The 16,736-nt window shown below is 56.8% G+C and carries 14 protein-coding genes; 11 read left to right on the top strand and 3 right to left on the bottom strand.

Annotation, left to right across the window (positions count from 1 at the left end; translation table 11 throughout):
* The first annotated feature begins 61 nt into the window (after positions 1–61).
* Positions 62–649, top strand: a complete 588-nt coding sequence (locus VI01_RS04665) for a LysE family translocator (RefSeq protein WP_038644144.1) — start codon at positions 62–64, stop codon at positions 647–649.
* Positions 650–720: 71 nt separating this feature from the next.
* Here VI01_RS04665 and mqo read toward each other — a convergent pair whose 3' ends face one another.
* Positions 721–2,331, bottom strand: coding sequence for a malate dehydrogenase (quinone) (gene mqo / locus VI01_RS04660; RefSeq protein ID WP_045814160.1), 1,611 nt, complete (start codon positions 2,329–2,331; stop codon positions 721–723).
* A gap of 530 nt (positions 2,332–2,861) precedes the next feature.
* Positions 2,862–3,104, bottom strand: coding sequence for a DUF1158 domain-containing protein (locus VI01_RS04655; RefSeq protein ID WP_045814159.1), 243 nt, complete (start codon positions 3,102–3,104; stop codon positions 2,862–2,864).
* 283 nt (positions 3,105–3,387) lie between these two features.
* On the opposite strand from VI01_RS04655, the gene mntP reads away from it, so the two are divergent.
* The 10 genes from mntP to VI01_RS04595 all read left to right on the top strand — a co-directional run bounded on the left by mntP (position 3,388) and on the right by VI01_RS04595 (position 14,917).
* Positions 3,388–3,960, top strand: coding sequence for a manganese efflux pump MntP (gene mntP, locus VI01_RS04650; RefSeq protein WP_045814158.1), 573 nt, complete (start codon positions 3,388–3,390; stop codon positions 3,958–3,960).
* A 442-nt stretch (positions 3,961–4,402) separates the two neighbouring features.
* Entirely contained in the window at positions 4,403–5,410 is a 1,008-nt protein-coding gene (dgcN, locus tag VI01_RS04640; protein ID WP_038644154.1) for an N-acetyltransferase DgcN, read from the top strand.
* Position 5,411: 1 nt separating this feature from the next.
* Positions 5,412–6,377 (top strand): N-acetyl-D-Glu racemase DgcA, encoded by a 966-nt coding sequence (dgcA, locus tag VI01_RS04635; RefSeq protein WP_045814156.1) that lies wholly within the window; start codon positions 5,412–5,414, stop codon positions 6,375–6,377.
* A 15-nt stretch (positions 6,378–6,392) separates the two neighbouring features.
* Complete coding sequence (locus VI01_RS04630) at positions 6,393–8,261, top strand: ABC transporter ATP-binding protein (protein WP_045814155.1); 1,869 nt, start codon at positions 6,393–6,395, stop codon at positions 8,259–8,261.
* Between the two features lie 21 nt (positions 8,262–8,282).
* On the top strand, positions 8,283–9,824 hold the full coding sequence (locus VI01_RS04625; RefSeq protein WP_045814154.1) for a glutathione ABC transporter substrate-binding protein: 1,542 nt from the start codon (positions 8,283–8,285) through the stop codon (positions 9,822–9,824).
* A gap of 107 nt (positions 9,825–9,931) precedes the next feature.
* Positions 9,932–10,861: an ABC transporter permease gene (locus VI01_RS04620; protein ID WP_045814153.1), complete on the top strand. Its 930-nt coding sequence runs from the start codon at positions 9,932–9,934 to the stop codon at positions 10,859–10,861.
* Positions 10,861–11,745, top strand: coding sequence for an ABC transporter permease subunit (locus tag VI01_RS04615; protein WP_045814152.1), 885 nt, complete (start codon positions 10,861–10,863; stop codon positions 11,743–11,745). Before VI01_RS04620 ends, VI01_RS04615 begins: the two co-directional genes overlap by 1 nt.
* A gap of 2 nt (positions 11,746–11,747) precedes the next feature.
* Positions 11,748–12,794: a P1 family peptidase gene (locus tag VI01_RS04610; protein ID WP_045814151.1), complete on the top strand. Its 1,047-nt coding sequence runs from the start codon at positions 11,748–11,750 to the stop codon at positions 12,792–12,794.
* A 203-nt stretch (positions 12,795–12,997) separates the two neighbouring features.
* A complete protein-coding gene (locus tag VI01_RS04605; protein ID WP_045814150.1) occupies positions 12,998–13,819 on the top strand; it encodes a M55 family metallopeptidase in 822 nt (273 codons plus the stop codon).
* Between the two features lie 261 nt (positions 13,820–14,080).
* Positions 14,081–14,917 (top strand): fumarylacetoacetate hydrolase family protein, encoded by an 837-nt coding sequence (locus VI01_RS04595; protein ID WP_045814148.1) that lies wholly within the window; start codon positions 14,081–14,083, stop codon positions 14,915–14,917.
* A gap of 235 nt (positions 14,918–15,152) precedes the next feature.
* Here VI01_RS04595 and VI01_RS04590 read toward each other — a convergent pair whose 3' ends face one another.
* Positions 15,153–16,664 (bottom strand): serine hydrolase, encoded by a 1,512-nt coding sequence (locus tag VI01_RS04590; RefSeq protein WP_045814147.1) that lies wholly within the window; start codon positions 16,662–16,664, stop codon positions 15,153–15,155.
* Between the last annotated feature and the right edge of the window lie 72 nt (positions 16,665–16,736).

The raw sequence follows: 16,736 nt of genomic DNA, 5'->3' as shown, positions 1-16,736 counted from the left end.
TGTTTCCATTGCCCGGCACGCATTAGCATGATGTTAACTTTGAACCATCAGGAAGCGCATCATGCTCGACCCTTCATTCTTCAGCTACGTCACGGTGATGTCGATCACCCCCGGACCGAACAACCTGCTGCTCGCTACATCGGGCGTCAATTTTGGTTTTAAACGCACGCTGCCCATGCTGTTTGGCATTCTGCTCGGCTGTGCGATACAGATGCTGCTGGCTAGCATGGCGTTGGATGTGTTGCTGCACTGGATGGCATCCATTCGTTTGCCATTAACGGTGGTGGGGTGCAGCTATTTGCTGTGGCTGTCATGGAAAATCTTTCGGGCCGCAGCACCAGAAGCGCGTGAACGTCCGCGCCCGATGACGCTGGTGGGCGGCATCTGTTTTCAGGCGGTGAATCCCAAGGCCTGGCTGATGGTGACTAACGTGGCGCTGATGTACGCCAACAGCAACGGCGTCATCACGGTATTGCTGGGGTTTGCCGCATTGAACTTACCTTGCATCCTGATCTGGGCCGCGATGGGGGATCGTCTGCGCAGTCATCTGCAGGTGGCGTGGAAACGTCAGGCGTTTAACAGTCTGATGGCGCTGTCGCTGGTGGCCACCACGGCCTGGATGCTGTACGACGCGGTACTGCTGAGCTGAAATGAAGTGCACCCATAAAAAAGGCCGCTTGCGCGGCCTTATCAGTATTCACAGCAATCAGGATTGCCTTGTTACTTCCCCACCACGTGCGCCGTCTCGCGGGCTTCGTCGTTGGCTGCGTCAGGCGTAACGATTGGTGCGTAATCGAGCTGCAGTACGCGGCTGGTTTCCGCCAGAATCTTCTCGGTCAGCGCTACGTCACCGTTCATTTTACGGCCCCAGGTTGGGATCACCGCGCGGATTTTGGTCTGCCACTCTGGTGAACGCATCTGCTCAGGGAAGGCTTTCGCCATCAGCTCCAGCATAATCGGCGCTGCCGTAGATGCCCCTGGCGAAGCGCCGAGCAGGGCTGAAATCGAACCATCTTCAGAGGTCACAACTTCCGTGCCTAAACGCAGTACGCCGCCCTCTTTCTCATCGTTTTTGATGATTTGTACACGCTGGCCGGCAGTGACCAAACGCCAGTCTTCCTGCTTAGCCTGCGGTACATAAGCACGCAGCGCTTCCATCCGATCGTCATCGCTTTGCAGCACCTGATCGACCAGATATTTCACCAGGTCGAAACTCTTCAGGCCGACCTGCATCATCGGCAACAGGTTGCTGCCATTCATCGCGCCGAACATATCGAGCAGCGAACCCTGTTTCAGGAATTTCGTTGAGAAGGTGGCGAAAGGCCCAAACAGCAACACCTGCTTACCATCCAGCACACGCGTATCCACGTGCGGTACCGACATCGGCGGTGCGCCAACGCTGGCTTTACCGTACACCTTCGCCATGTGTTGTTGCACCACTTCTGGATTCTCGGTCACGAGGAAGGAACCGCCCACCGGGAAACCGGCGTAGCCTTTCACTTCCGGGATGCCGGATTTTTGCAGCAGTGGCAGCGCGGCACCACCCGCACCGATAAACAGCTGGCGCGTGATCAGCTGGCGATTTTGACCGCTGGCCAGATTATGCAGCGTCACTTGCCAGCGGCCATCGCTCAGGCGCTTGATATCACGCACTTCCTGACGCAGACGCAGGCGGAAATTGGCTTTCTTCTGTAAAGAGGCAATCAGTTGACGCGTCACTTCACCGAAGTTGACGTCGGTGCCCATTTCGGTCCAGGTGGCAGCCACTTTCTGTTTGCTGTCACGGCCATTCATCACCAGCGGAATCCACTGGGTGATCTGGTCGCGATCTTCTGAATAGTTCATGCCACGGAACAGGGTACTTTTTTGCAGCGCCTGGAAACGTTTGCGCAGGAACTCAACGTTATCGTCGCCCCAGACGAAGCTCATGTGCGGCGTACTGTGGATAAAGCTTTTTGGATTACGCAGATTGCCTTTCTGAACGTGGTACGCCCAGAACTGGCGAGAAATCTGGAACGATTCGTTGATCGCCACCGCTTTTGCAATGTCGATGCTGCCATCCGCCTTCTGCGGCGTATAGTTCAGCTCGGCCAACGCAGCGTGACCGGTCCCGGCATTATTCCAGCCATTGGAAGATTCCACCGCGACATCGTCAAGGCGTTCCACCATCTCAATCGACCAGTCTGGCTCCAGATCCTGCAGCCACGCGCCTAAGGTGGCGCTCATTACGCCTGCGCCGATCAGCAGTACGTCGACATCCTTTCGTTCCTGAAGGTTTGCGCTATCCATACCAGCGGCGGCGAGCGCCAGGTTTACCGCAGTAGTACTCATGAGGCGACATCTCCTCTCTCTGTTGACCTGAAGTTCAACAGGTTCGCAGGCGAAACAGCCACGCTTCTTTCGAGCGCGTCGCGCTATTTCTCAAAGGTTAAGACTCAGGTTTAAGTCAGGGGACGATAACGGTTAACTGCACGTTATGCATATGCATTTGAATATAACATTCTCGTATCGGAATTAAACGTTTGTTTATTTTTTAAAGGCCGAAATGATTCAGCATAAGAATTAATCAGCTCGACCCCGCTGTCATAAGGGATTTTTATCCCTTAATCAGAGGGTTATGGTAATGCAGTTGTTGCGATATTGTGAGAGGAATGCGCAGGGTAATGTTCAGAGAGTGAGCGGCGTCACATATTAACTGTATGATTAATATCAATTTGTAGTGGATTGATTTTTTATGCGGTTTTTATGTTGCGTGATATTTCGCCAGATCGTGTAAAACTAATGTTACATTTTTGTGGATGTTAATTTTTCGCCGCGTCAGACAGTGGTCAGAGGAAAAAAGCATTACGCGGCGGTGGGGATCACTTCTTAGCGAGGCGACGCCATGCAAAGCGGATGACAAAAAATTCAATCGCGCCCAGCAGCAGGAACCACAGGCAAAACACGATAGTGTAGAGCTGATTCAGGTCCTGCAAATGCAGCATCTCCTGAATCCGTCTGGACAATTCCAGGCCGAATTTCGGCGCGGGCAGCAGTAGCGCGGAGAGAAAGCCCAGCAGCAGGATTCCGCCAGGGATAATCAGCGTTTCAAACGGGTTTTTCATCGCAGGTTTCCTATTAATTAGCGCGGGCATTAGCGCATAAAAGCGTGCTGGCGTGCAATCCCTGTGCCGGGTAACCCTAAGAAAATTCTTCTATTCCATCCACTTAGCGTCATAAATAGCGCAAGTTAAGAGTTATAGCCTTTGCTATACTTAAATCCATGATTTTACTGTCTTTTTTTTGGTGATTTTGCGTGCTAGACTGCGCGCACTTTTTCATTACTGAACAATAGATGCGGAAAATCGCTCGCTTGAAAGCATTTTTCGCGGCATTGATTGAAAACCCATGACATTTATCGCAACTCTGATTCTGGCCTTTGGTATGTCGATGGACGCCTTCGCCGCAGCACTGGGCAAAGGCGCGTCGCTGCATCGCCCGAACTTCAAAGAAGCGCTGCGCACCGGCCTGATCTTTGGTGTCATTGAAATGCTGACGCCGCTGATTGGCTGGGCGATCGGCCTGGCGGCCAGCCGCTACATCATGGCATGGGATCACTGGGTGGCGTTTGCCCTGTTAACCGTTCTTGGTGGCCGCATGATGATGGAAGGTTTCCGCCAGACGGCGGATGATCCGTGCGAAGCGCCGCAGCGTCATGGCTTTATGGTACTGGCGATGACCGCGGTAGCAACCAGCCTTGATGCGCTGGCGGTGGGCGTCGGCCTGGCATTCCTGCAGGTGAATATTGTGCTCACTGCACTGACAATTGGCGCCGCCACGACGATTATGGCCACCACGGGCGTGATGGTCGGACGCTTTATCGGTCCGGTCATGGGTAAATGGGCTGAAGTGTTAGGGGGTGTCGTATTAATCAGCATCGGCTGCACTATTCTCAGCGAGCACCTTGGCCTGTTCAGCTAATTCAGGCATCTGCCAAACCCCTCATTTTGTGATCTGGCTCAAAAATAATTGCGTGAAAAACGCGCGTTAGTTATACTTTTCGCGTATTTCTTCAACAATTTTTGAGCCAGGTGTCCAATGAAACGTTTTTTCCGCTACGTGTTTCGTGCATATGTTGAGACTTTCAAGCACGTCCCGCCAGGCGCACTGCATTAATCGCACTTTATACCCTCGATAATCGCGGTCAGGGATCGACCTGTGGTTATCAATGATTTTCTTATCTCCCCCGCTCAATAACGCCGCGAATTTTCTCTCTATCAAAGGCTTAGTATCGTTAACCATCAGTTTTCGATCTGGCTATAGCCTGATGTTATACCCCGCTACCAAACAAGCATTCGTCACCTCTTAACCCGCATGGAATAGTCGATTCAGACCCTCTAACCCGTCTGAAACGAGAAACATCATGCTGATCCCACAACCCTATTTATTGTTCCTTGGCGATGTCACCGATCCACTGGCCGCTAAAACGGCGCGCGGCATTCACGTCTGGCGCCCTGAGCAGTGCGTCGGTGAAATTAAACTGCCGGGCTGTACTGTCAGCTTAGGTCTGGACGTGCTCGATATCGCCACGGCAAAAGAACGTGGCGCGAAAACGCTGGTATTGGGCACCGCCAATGCGGGGGGCTATCTGCCCGAGCACTGGCTCGACACGGTTAAAGGCGCCATCAAAGCCGGTATGAACGTGGCGAGCGGTTTGCACCATCGTCTGGTGGATGAGCCAGAACTGGTCGCGTTAGCCCAGGAATTTGGCGTTGAGCTGTTTGACCTGCGTCATATGCGTCCAAAACTGAATGTCGGCAGCGGCAAAAAGCGGACAGGTAAGCGTGTACTTACTGTCGGTACGGACTGCTCAGTTGGCAAGATGTACACCTCGCTGGCGCTGGAAGCGGCAATGCGTGAACGCGGTATGAAGGCGGACTTCCGCGCGACCGGGCAAACCGGCATTCTGGTTGCTGGTGAAGGCATTGCGATTGATGCGGTGATTGCCGACTTCATCGCCGGTGCAGTGGAAGCCCTGTCACCCGCCAATGATGCCGACCACTGGGATATCGTTGAAGGTCAGGGCTCGCTGTTCCATCCTTCTTATGCGGGCGTCAGCATGGGCCTGATTCACGGTGCACAGCCGCACTGGCTGGTGATGTGCCACGAAATGGGCCGTCCGCACATGCGTCATTTACCGCATCAGCCGATGGTGAGTTTGAAAGATTGCGTGGAGGCCAACCTGCGCGCAGCCGATGTAACCAGCGACAATGTTCAGCTGGCCGGTTTTGCTATCAACACCTCCAACTACAGCGAAGAAGAGGCCCGCGCCTATTGTGCGGAAGTCAGCGCTGAATTCGGCGTGCCTGCTACCGATCCGGTGCGTTTTGGTATCGCAGATATCGCCGCCCTGCTGCAGGAGCGTGGCTAAGATGCGGCGCATGCAGATTGAAGTGCTGGAGCTGCCGCTGGCGCGTCCCTTCGCTATTTCGCGTGGCACGCGTACCGCCGTTACTGTCATTCGCGTCACGCTGGAGCAAAACGGCTTTATTGGACGTGGCGAGTGCACGCCGACGCCGCGCTACGATGAAACACCAGACAGCGTTGAGGCGCAGCTGGAAGCGATGCGTGAAGATGTTGAAGCGGGCTTAAGCCGAATCGATCTGCAAAGCCGTTTATCTGCCGGTTCAGCGCGTAATGCGCTGGACTGTGCGCTGTGGCGTCTGGATGCCGCGCTGGCGAAGCAGACGCTGTGGCAGCAGTGCGAACGCGCTGCACCGCCTTCGGTGATCACGGCGGAGACTTTAAGCCTCGACTCCATCGAAAACATGGCGGCCGCAGCGGCTGATGCCGTGTCGCGTGGCGCCATCCTGATGAAAATCAAACTGAATCGTGACGAAATATTAGAGAAGGTGGCAGCCATCAGAGAGGCTGCGCCGCGTGCCACCTTGATCATCGATGCCAATGAAGCCTGGTCGGGCGTCGATCTGCACAGTCTGCTCACTGCGCTACAGGCTTACAACATCGCTATGGTTGAACAACCGCTGCCTGCCGGACAAGACCAGGATCTGCAACGATTTAACCACCCGATTCCGGTGTGTGCTGATGAGAGCTGCCATACGCGTGAAGACATCGCCGAGCTGCGTAATCGCTACGAGATGATCAACATCAAGCTGGATAAGTGCGGCGGCCTGACCGAAGCCTTAGCGATGGTCGAAGAAGCGCAAAAGCGGGATATGCGTCTGATGGTTGGCTGCATGCTGGGCTCCTCACTCGCAATGGAAGCTGCGCTGCCGGTGGCGATGGCTGCAGAACACGTTGATCTGGATGGCCCCATCTGGCTGGCCGCCGATAGCTCACCCTTCCTTTCCTACGCTCAGGGCCGAATCTGGCTGTAACCGCAAGAGGCAACGATGACGGACACTTTACTTACCCCCAACGCCGCCAGCGTTGCTGGTCCCGCGCCGGTACTCGCGATACAGGATCTCAGCGTCTCGTTTCGCGGCCGCAGCGGCGAAAATCAGGCACTGAAAGGCATCACTTTTGCCATTTATCCCGGTGAAATTGTCGCCGTAGTGGGTGAAAGCGGCTCAGGAAAATCCGTCACTTCGCTGGCGGTAATGGGCCTGCTGGCCGCTTCAGGCCGTATCGATCGCGGCAGTATGCAGTTCCGCGACCGTCGCGGCACAACCCACGCACTGGAAAAGTTGGACGACACTCACCGCCGCACTTTACGTGGTCGTGAGATGGCGATGATTTTTCAGGAGCCGATGACCTCACTCAATCCGGTGCTGCGAGTGGGCGATCAGTTGACGGAAGCGCTGCGTGATCATCAGATGTGCGATAAAGCCGCAGCGGATGCGCGTGCGCGGGCACTGCTGCGCCAGGTTCGCATTGCCGATGTTGATCGCGTCATGAAAAGCTACCCGCACTCGCTGTCGGGCGGCATGCGTCAGCGCGTGATGATTGCGCAGGCGCTGGCGTGCGATCCACAGCTGCTGATTGCCGATGAACCGACCACCGCGCTGGACGTCACCGTGCAGGCGCGCATCCTGCACATCCTGCGCGACCTGCAACGCGAGAAGCAGATGGCAGTGCTGTTTATCACTCACGACATGGGCGTGGTGGCGGAAATCGCCGACCGCGTGGTGGTGATGTTACGCGGTGAAGTGGTGGAACAGGGCACGGTCGCCGACATCTTCAATGCGCCGCAGCATCCTTACACCAAAGCGCTCCTCGCCGCCGTACCTAAACTGGGCGACATGCGCGAACAGCGCTGGCCGCAGCGCTTCCCACTGTTGGGCGCCACTCAGCCCGCCGATAGCGGTGAACAGCGCACCGCTCGTTATGACGAAACCCCGCTGCTGGATGTGCGCGGTTTAAAAGTTTACTACCCGATTCGCAGCGGCATCTTTTCTGCCTTGACTCATCAGGTGCACGCGGTGGAACAGATTGATTTCAGCCTGTGGCCGGGCGAAACCCTGGCGATTGTCGGTGAGAGCGGGTGTGGCAAATCCACCACCGGCCGCGCGCTGATGCGCCTGATTAAAAGTCAGGCCGACAGCATTCATTTCCAGGGCAGTGAAATCGCCAACCTGAAAGAGGCGGAGTTTCAGCCGCTGCGCCGCGAAATCCAGATGGTATTTCAGGATCCCTACGCCTCTTTAAACCCGCGTCTGACCGTGGGCTTTACCATTGCCGAGCCGTTGCTGCTGCACGGCCTGGTGAAATCGCTGGAAGAAGCCACGCCACAGGTCGATGCCCTGCTGAAAAGCGTTGGTCTATTGCCCGAACATGCCACGCGTTATCCCCATGAGTTTTCCGGCGGCCAGCGTCAGCGTATCGCGATTGCCCGTGCCATGGCGTTAAAACCCAAAGTTATCATCGCCGATGAGGCCGTTTCGGCACTGGATGTCTCCATTCAGGCGCAGGTGGTCAATCTGATGATGGACCTGCAAAAGGAGACTGGCGTCGCGTGGATTTTCATCTCGCACGACATGGCGGTGGTGGAGCGTATCGCTAACCGCGTGGCGGTGATGTATCTCGGCCAGATTGTCGAGCTTGGCCCGCGTCAGTCGGTGTTCAACCAGCCGCAACATCCGTATACCCAACGTCTGCTGGCCTCGGTGCCGGTGGCCGATCCACAGAACCGTCAGACCCGTACTTTCGAAGATAGCGAAATTCCTTCGCCGCTGCGCAAGTTGGGCGAAACGGTCACCAAACCCCGTTATCGCCAGGTTGCACCGCAACACTGGGTCGCTGACGACATTGCATCGCGCTAACGCTCAATACCAGGAGATTTCATGAAAACCCTTTTTCGCCGTTCGTCACTGGCTTTTGGCTTGACCCTAGCGCTGGCTGCCGCCGCGCAGGCGCAGGATCTGCGTATTTCGATGTATGCCGATATCACCGGTCTTGACCCACACGATACTTCGGACAACGTCAGCTATTCGGTACAGAGCGGCATCTTTGAACGCCTGTTCCAGTTCGATGCGCAGATGAAGCTGCAACCCTGGCTGGCGACCGGTTATACCCATAATGACAACGCCACCGAATTTACCCTGACGCTGCGTAAAGGCGTCACTTTCCAGGACGGCACGCCGTTTGATGCTGAAGCGGTCAAGGCCAACCTCGATCGCCTCGCCGATCAGACCAAAGGCCTGAAGCGCAATAGCCTGTATAAGATGATTGCCAAGGTCACGGTGCTGGCGCCGGACCAGGTGAAAATCGACCTCAATCAATCCTTTGGTGCCTTCATCAATACCCTGGCGCACCCATCAGCGGTGATGTGGAGCCCGGCGATCCTCAAACAATACCCAGAAGAAGCACAGTTGCGCCTGCATCCGGTCGGCACCGGTCCGTTCAAGTTTGTCGACTGGCAGCCGGGCAAGGCCGTTTCGCTGGTGAAGTATGATGGCTACTGGCAAAAAGGCTGGCCGAAGGTGGATAAAGTGACCTTCTCGCCCAGCCCGGAAGATGCCACCCGTGTTGCCGCACTGAAATCAGGACAGGTGGATGCGATCTGGCCGCTGCCATCGGATCTTATCGCCACCGTGCAGAGCGACAGTAAATTAGCGATCCAGCGCGATCCGAGCATCTATCTCTACTACATGGCGATCAACACCCAGCACAAGCCATTGGCAGACGTGCGCGTGCGTCAGGCGATCAACTACGCCATCGACCGTAATCTGTGGTTGAAAGTGGCGTTTGCCGGTATGGGCAAACCCGCTTCTTCCGCGATGCCGGAAGGGGTGCAGTTCTATCAGAAGCAGAGCGAGCCGAATTATCACTACGCTCCGGATGAAGCCAAAGCCTTGCTGAAAGCGGCCGGATACCCGAACGGTCTGGATTTGAAACTGTGGACCACTAACACCACCGCCAGCGTGCGTGCGGCGCAGGTGCTTAAAGCCCAGCTGGCGACCGTCGGCATTCGTGCCACAGTGACACCAATGGATTCCGGTACACGTAACGCCAAGCTGTGGGGCGTAAAAGATCCAAAACAGGCAGAGTTTGACCTCTATTACGGCGGTTGGTCGACCTCAACCGGTGATGCGGATTGGGCATTGCGCCCGCTGTATGCCACTGAATCCTGGGTACCAACGTCCTATAACGTCTCGTACTTCAGCAATCCGGATGTCGATAAAGCCATCGCCGGTGGGTTAGCCACTGCCGATCCCGCCAGGCGTGGTGAAGCTTATGCCGAAGCTCAAAAACTGCTGTGGAAAGAGGCGCCAGTTGCCTTCCTCGGCACGCCAGACAACCTGGTGGGCAAGCGCAGCAACCTGACAGGCGTGTCCATGCTGGCAGATGGCAACTTCCTTTATACCCAGGCGGCCTTTAAGTAAGAACTTGTCGTGATGGGTCGTCGCAAAGGGCGACCCTACGGCTCATCAGCACATTTTACGTAGGGTGCGCATTTATACGTACCTGGTCGCCATCCAAAAGGAACTGCATGTTCGCATACATTATTCGCCGACTGCTGGAGATGATCCCGGTCTTGCTGGTGGTCTCGCTGTTGGTGTTCGGCTTTATCAAGCTGCTACCGGGCGATCCCGCACGTATTTACGCCGGGCCAGACGCACCGATTGAAGCGGTTGAAGCCGCGCGCCAGCATCTTGGACTCAACGATCCGCTGCCGCAGCAGTACGTTAACTGGATCGGCGGGCTGCTGCGTGGCGATCTTGGCGTCACTTACCGCACGCAACAGCCGGTGCTGCAAGTGATCAAGCAAGGCTTTATGCCAACCCTATGGCTGGCGCTGGCGGGCTTCGCCTGGTCGGTGATCCTCGGCCTGTTTCTCGGTGTGCTGGCCGCACTGAAGCGTGGTAAATGGCAGGACTGGACATTGATGAGCGTCGCCGTCGGCGGCATCTCGATGCCCACTTTTTGGTTGGGCCTGTTGCTGATCCAGTTCGTTGCCATGCCCTTTGGCCTGTTCTCGGTGAGCGGGTTCAACAAGGCCAGCGACATCATCCTGCCTGCTATCACTTTGGGTTCCTCGGTGGCCGCCGTGATGGCGCGCTTCACCCGTTCCGCCTTCCTCGAAGTGGCGCAGGAAGATTATGTGCGCACCGCCAAAGCCAAAGGGCTGCGCAATCGGCTGGTGACGTGGAAGCACGTGATGCGAAATGCCCTGATCCCAGTGATCACCATGCTCGGCTTGCAGTTCGGTTTTCTGCTCGGCGGATCGATCGTCGTAGAGAGCGTTTTCAACTGGCCCGGTTTGGGCTGGCTGTTGATCGAGTCGATCAAAGCACAAGATCAGCCGGTGATTCAGGCGCTGGTGATGCTGTTCGTGTTTGAATTTATTGTGATTAACTTGCTGGTGGACCTGCTCTACGCCGTGGTCAATCCAGCCATTCGCCTGCGACAGGAGTCGTGATGAGTACAGAATCTCTCTCTGCCGCAACGTCACAGACCATCCGCTCACCGTGGCGCGATTTCCTGCACGCCTTTGTGCGTAATCCGCTGGCGATGGTCTCCGGTGGTTTTGTATTGCTGCTGGTTATTGTGGCGATCTTCGCGCCCTGGCTGGCGCCGTGGGATCCGATGGCACCGGACTGGATGGCCTTATCATCACCCCCTTCAGCGGCACACTGGATGGGCACCGATGATCTGGGACGCGACCTGCTGAGCCGCATCATCTACGGTGCGCGCATTTCACTCTATGTTGGCGTGCTGTCGGTAACGCTGGGCATGGTGGTGGGCGTACTCCTCGGTTTGCTGGCGGGCTATTACGGTCGCTGGATCGATATGCTCATCATGCGCGGTTCCGACGTGCTGTTTGCTTTCCCCGGCATGCTGTTGGCGATTGCGGTGGTGGCGATTCTCGGTCCGGGACTGAATAACGTGATTATCGCCGTGGCGGTGTTCAGCGTGCCGGTATTTGCCCGCATCGTGCGCGCCTCAACGTTATCGCTCAAACAGGCTGCGTATGTCGAAGCGGTGCGCTGCGCCGGGGCACCCGATCGTGTGATCCTGCTGCGCCACATTCTGCCCGGCACGCTCTCCAATGTGATTGTCTATTTCACCATGCGTATCGGCACCAGTATTCTAACGGCAGCGGGGCTCAGTTTTATCGGCTTAGGCCCGGAACCGGATGTGCCGGAGTGGGGTAATATCCTGGCGATGAGCCGCAGCATGATGATGGGCGGTTTATGGCACGTCAGCGTGTTCCCCGGCCTGGCGATTTTCATTACTGTGCTGGCGTTTAACCTGCTGGGTGATGCGCTGCGCGATACGCTCGATCCCAAACTAAAGAGTTAAACATGGATTTCCAACAATTGCAGCGCGATGGGCTGCTGCAACGCTGGCGCACTGAACGCCAGCTTGGGCAACCGCGCAGTGCTTGCGGCGCCACCAATCGCATTAGCGATGTGCCCGGCGTGCGCGTCGGCCATCACACGCTGGCAGACGGTGAGAGACAAACCGGTGTGACGGCGATTGTGCCGCCGGGCGATAATCTGTTTCTCAAGCCGTTACCCTGCGGCGCGGCGGTCTTTAATGGCTTTGCCAAGCCGGTCGGGTTGGTGCAAGTGGAAGAGTTAGGCGTGCTGCAAACGCCGATCTTGCTCAGTAACACGCTGGCAGTCGGCACGCTGTTTACCACGCTGGTACGCGATGCCATCAGCCGCAACCCGGAGCTGGGTCGCAGTTTGCCGACCGTCAATCCGCTGGCGCTGGAATGCAACGATGGCTGGCTGAACGACATTCAGGCGTTGTCGGTGACTGAAGCGATGGCGCAGGATGCATTGAACTCGGCGCAGGCCGATTTCGCCCGTGGCAGCGTAGGTGCCGGACGTGGCATGAGCTGTTTCAGTTTGAAAGGTGGCATTGGCAGCGCATCGCGCTTAATTCCTTCACTGAATGCCACTTTGGGCGTGCTGGTGCTGGCTAACTTTGGGGCACTCAATGCATTCACGCTGGATGGTGTGCGCATGGGTGACATGATTGGGCCGCTGCTGCCAGAACTGGCGCCGCAGCGTGATGCCGGGTCCATCATCATTATCATGGCCACCGATGCGCCGCTGGATGCCCGCCAGCTCAAGCGTATCGCCAAACGCGCCGGTGCCGGATTAGGCCGTTTAGGCAGCTATTGGGGACATGGTTCAGGCGATATTGCCGTGGCCTTCTCCACGCAAACACAGCCAATTCCGCCGGAGGATGCGGCGCTGGAACCGCTGCTCGCCGCCGCTGCCGATGCCACTGAACACGCAGTGCTGGATGCGTTGTTAAGCGCCGAAGCGGTGGGCGGTTTTCGCGGCCATCATCGTCCGTCACTGACGCAGGTGCTGGATGAATTGGCTAAATCTTAGGGTTGCGATTGGCTGTACTGCTAATGACAGGATCGCCATTCATAGCGTAATGCGTGTCACTTCAGTGCGTTTCGGTCGCCATTAATGGCGCCTTTTACAGCAGCGCTTGCGGTCAGCCTGAATGCTGCACTTGACCCACAATTACCCGTAGGGTCGCCATTTATGGCGACCCCGTCTCAACCCGCACGGAATTGAACTGACTCATGAAAATTTTCATCTCTGCTGACATTGAAGGTATCGCGGGCGTGATGCGTCCAGAACAGTGCTCGCCGGGCCAGGCGGAATACCAGCTGGCACGCGGGTTGATGGAACAGGAAGTGAACGCCGCCATCGACGGTGCATTTACCGGCGGCGCTACCGAAGTGGTGGTGGCAGACAGCCATGCGCAAATGACCAACCTGCGCGCAGAAAACATCGATCCGCGTGCGCGGATGGTGCAAGGCAAGCCGCGCGGTTTGTCGATGGTGGAAGGCATTGAGCAGCAGCCGTTTGATGGCCTGTTCTTTATCGGCTATCACAGCGCGGCGGGTGAACCGGGCGTGCTGGCGCACACCATTAACGGCCGTGCGTTCTGGCGCATTCATATCAATGGCAAAGTGATGGGCGAAAGCGATATCTACGCTGCCGCCGCCGCCGAACAGGGTACGCCGCTCTGGCTCGTCAGCGGTGACGACCAGCTACAAGGCTGGATCGCCGAACACTATCCGTCGGTGGATTACGTCTGCGTGAAACGCGCGATTTCCCATACCTGCGCCGAGTCCATCAGTCCGCAAGCGGCACAAAACGCCATTCGTGCTGCCGCCACCGCAGCGGTACAGCGTGCGCGCCAGGTCAGCACCACACGTTTGACCGCGCCGTATGAGATGCAGTTGCAGGTCAGTAAACCGGTGCTCGCGGATTTGTTCAGTCTGATTCCCGGCGTGAAGCTTATTGATGCCGTAACCGTGGGCTATCGTGCCGATCAAATGGGCACCTTGATCAGCCTGCTGAGTGCGTTCTCCTATCTGGCCAGCACCCAGTCATAATGCAGCCAGCATCGAAGGCCACTGAATGTGTAGCGGCGCAATATATTGCGCATCTGCCCAGCATCGAAGGCCGCTGGATGTGTAGTGACGCAATTTATTGCGCACCTTGCATCAACAATGCCGCTCCAGGAGAGTGCGATAAACCACGCCGCAGCGGTGTAGAGCAAGGCGTGGTGCAGGCATATTCCTGGCAGGTCGTACCGCATTTCCTGCTGGCTTTTGGTAACCTGCGCGCAATTTATATATAACAACGAGGCAGTCATGCAGCTCTGCAGTTTTTATCTTATTGACCAGGAAAGAAAAAGTTACGGAATCGTGCGGGAAGAGGGCATTGTTGACGTCGGTTCGCGCCTCGGCGCGGAGTGCCCGGACCTGAAATCTTTGTTACAACGCGGCGCGGTCAGCGACCTGGAAGCCTTTCGCTCACTGCCTGCGGATCACCCATACAGCGCGATTCGCTTTCTTCCGGTAGTGGAAAATCCTGGCAAAGTGTTCTGTGTCGGCATGAACTACGCGGACAAGCGTAAAGAGTTTGCCGAGACTATAGAAGCGCCAACGCTGTTTGTGCGTTTTGCCGATTCACTGGCAGGCCACGAGCAGCCGCTGTTAAAACCGGCCACCACACAGGAGTTCGATTACGAAGGCGAACTGGCAGTGATCATCGGCAAAGATGCCTATCAGGTTAAAGCGGCCGATGCGCTGCAACACGTTGCGGGTTACAGCTGCTTTATGGATGCCACGGTGCGTGACATGCAGTTCACCTGGTTTACCGCCGGTAAAAACTGGCAGCAGACCGGTGGCTTTGGCCCGTGGATGACCACGGCGGATGAAATTCCCGATCCGCAGCAATTGGCGATCAAAACCTGGTTGAATGAGCGTGAAGTGCAGAACGACACCACCGCCAGCATGGTGCATCCGGTGGCGAAAATCATCGAATACATTTCGGCGTTCAGCCCGCTGTCAGCAGGTGATGTGATCATCACCGGTTCACCGGGCGGCGTCGGTAAGAAACGCACGCCACCGCTGTTTATGTTCCCCGGTGATGTGATTGAAGTCGAGATCGAGAAGATTGGTCGTTTGCGCCACCACGTTGTTTGATCATTGGCGCTTAAATGAACCCATTGCCATTTAGGTGAAATAATAGTTCATTCTGTGGCAGGTGATAACGCCGTCTGGTGCCGCTCAGGGGCTGGCGGGCGGTCCGGCAGCAGCAGAGGTGCGCTGGACCGCACTCCAGCATGTCCACTCAAAGGAAAAAAGCGGGCATTATTAAAATGGCCGCTTTTGCGAATGTGATTTTCATTGACCAACGCCATGTAGCAATGGCGTCCGCTTAGCGCGTAAATCTCACCACGCGGCTGCGATTGAGCAGCAGCCGCAGCGAGTCACCTTCGCGCGCTATCACAAAGCGTTTTTCCCAAGGCCCATCCTGTGCAGTGGCGAGCACGCGATCGCCGCCCAGCGATTGCAACGTGGCATGAATGGCCGCTGGGCCAATGCCCATGATCAGCCGATCACCCTCAATCACCATTTCACTGCGCCAGGCATGCGCGAACCAACGGCCCTGAAGCTGTTCAAGGCTGGCACTGTCTGCTTGTACCGGCACAAAACGACGCGGCGCATGACCGATTTCACCGACAATGGCATCACCTTCATGACGCAGTTTTATCGGGAAGGTGCTGGAGAGCGACACCGCATCACCGTGCGGGTCGGCGCGCCATAGCGTTTCGCCAGCACCCAGCCAGGTCGCCGTGACACCTTTGATCTCCAGCCAGTCGGCGGCGTTTTCCGCCACGTATAAGCCCGGCGTCAGATCATGACCTTTCTCCGGCAGCGTGCGATTCAGCAGTGCCGCCATGACACGCAGTGCACTTTCTGACGTCGTCACATCTTCGCGGTTGGCGACAATCGCCACGCCCAGCTTCAACTCCGGATGCAACAGGAAGTAGCTCTTGTAACCCGCATGTGAACCGCCATGACCAAACAGCGTTTGGCTGCCCAGTGTGGAGCTGGTGATGCCTAGCCCGTAGCCGCTGATGCGGCCATCATTGAGGCTGCGCGGTGCGGTCAAACGTTGCAATACCCCTGCGCCGGGACCACTGTCCGCTAACAGGCTTTGCAGCCAGCGCGTCAGATGATTAACGCTGCCGGTGACACTGCCCGAGGCGGAAAGGTGTAATCCGGCGCTGGAGAGCTGCCACTGTTGGCCATTTTGCCAGTAACCCGGCACCAGTCCCGGCACGATGTCGAACCAGGTTTCCGGCGCGATCAAACTGATATCCAGCGGCTCGCAGATATATTGCTGCAGCAGATCGTTGAACAGTACACCTTTGGCTTTCAGCGCCTCTTCCACCAGGCGGTAACCGGTGTTGGTGTAAGAGATCTCGCTGCCCGGTGGATAGCTGAGGTCTCCTTCCTGTGCGACAAAATCCAGCAGATCGGCAGCGCTGGTGGCGTTGTACACCGACAATCCCAGCAGCGACAGGGTCTCGCGCACATCAGGTAGGCCACTGCTCATATCCAGCGCCTGGCCGACGGTGATCTGGCCGTTGGCGCCCGTAAGCTGCGGTAGATGCTGCACCAGCTTATCGTCGAGTTGCAGATAGCGGCGGCCCGGCCCGGTGACCAGCGCGGCAAACAGATGCTTGGTTATCGAGGCAAAACGCACCACGCTGTCGGCGCTGAAGGGGGTTTGCTGCGCCAGATCGGCCAGACCGGCGCAGTGTGTCGAGTGAATCTGATGGGCATCAAACAGGACTATCGCACCACCCGGTGCGCCGGGCTGCTGCCAGCCTTGTGTTATCTGCTGTGCCACCTCGGCGGCCTGTTGCCAGTTCGCGGTCATACTGGTTCCTCCCGCGTCACGCTGAGATCGAAAAGTGGTGCGATATCAGCGGCCTGTTGCCAGTTTGCGGTC

The organism is Pantoea sp. SM3 (genome assembly GCF_000963995.1).
GTDB classification, from domain to species: domain Bacteria; phylum Pseudomonadota; class Gammaproteobacteria; order Enterobacterales; family Enterobacteriaceae; genus Pantoea; species Pantoea rwandensis_B.
The sequence above is the reverse complement of the archived record's forward strand: the minus strand, read 5'-3'. Positions and strand labels throughout refer to the sequence as shown.

Excerpts from the sequence above, each read along its gene's own strand:
- VI01_RS04665 (WP_038644144.1), top strand. The coding sequence starts at position 62 with ATGCTCGACCCTTCATTCTTCAGCTACGTCACGGTGATGTCGATCACC.
- VI01_RS04655 (WP_045814159.1), bottom strand. The coding sequence starts at position 3,104 with ATGAAAAACCCGTTTGAAACGCTGATTATCCCTGGCGGAATCCTGCTG.
- dgcA (WP_045814156.1), top strand. The coding sequence starts at position 5,412 with ATGCGGCGCATGCAGATTGAAGTGCTGGAGCTGCCGCTGGCGCGTCCC.
- VI01_RS04595 (WP_045814148.1), top strand. The coding sequence starts at position 14,081 with ATGCAGCTCTGCAGTTTTTATCTTATTGACCAGGAAAGAAAAAGTTAC.
- dgcN (WP_038644154.1), top strand. The coding sequence starts at position 4,403 with ATGCTGATCCCACAACCCTATTTATTGTTCCTTGGCGATGTCACCGAT.
- VI01_RS04630 (WP_045814155.1), top strand. The coding sequence starts at position 6,393 with ATGACGGACACTTTACTTACCCCCAACGCCGCCAGCGTTGCTGGTCCC.
- mntP (WP_045814158.1), top strand. The coding sequence starts at position 3,388 with ATGACATTTATCGCAACTCTGATTCTGGCCTTTGGTATGTCGATGGAC.
- VI01_RS04625 (WP_045814154.1), top strand. The coding sequence starts at position 8,283 with ATGAAAACCCTTTTTCGCCGTTCGTCACTGGCTTTTGGCTTGACCCTA.
- VI01_RS04610 (WP_045814151.1), top strand. The coding sequence starts at position 11,748 with ATGGATTTCCAACAATTGCAGCGCGATGGGCTGCTGCAACGCTGGCGC.
- VI01_RS04615 (WP_045814152.1), top strand. The coding sequence starts at position 10,861 with ATGAGTACAGAATCTCTCTCTGCCGCAACGTCACAGACCATCCGCTCA.
- VI01_RS04590 (WP_045814147.1), bottom strand. The coding sequence starts at position 16,664 with ATGACCGCGAACTGGCAACAGGCCGCCGAGGTGGCACAGCAGATAACA.
- VI01_RS04620 (WP_045814153.1), top strand. The coding sequence starts at position 9,932 with ATGTTCGCATACATTATTCGCCGACTGCTGGAGATGATCCCGGTCTTG.
- mqo (WP_045814160.1), bottom strand. The coding sequence starts at position 2,331 with ATGAGTACTACTGCGGTAAACCTGGCGCTCGCCGCCGCTGGTATGGAT.
- VI01_RS04605 (WP_045814150.1), top strand. The coding sequence starts at position 12,998 with ATGAAAATTTTCATCTCTGCTGACATTGAAGGTATCGCGGGCGTGATG.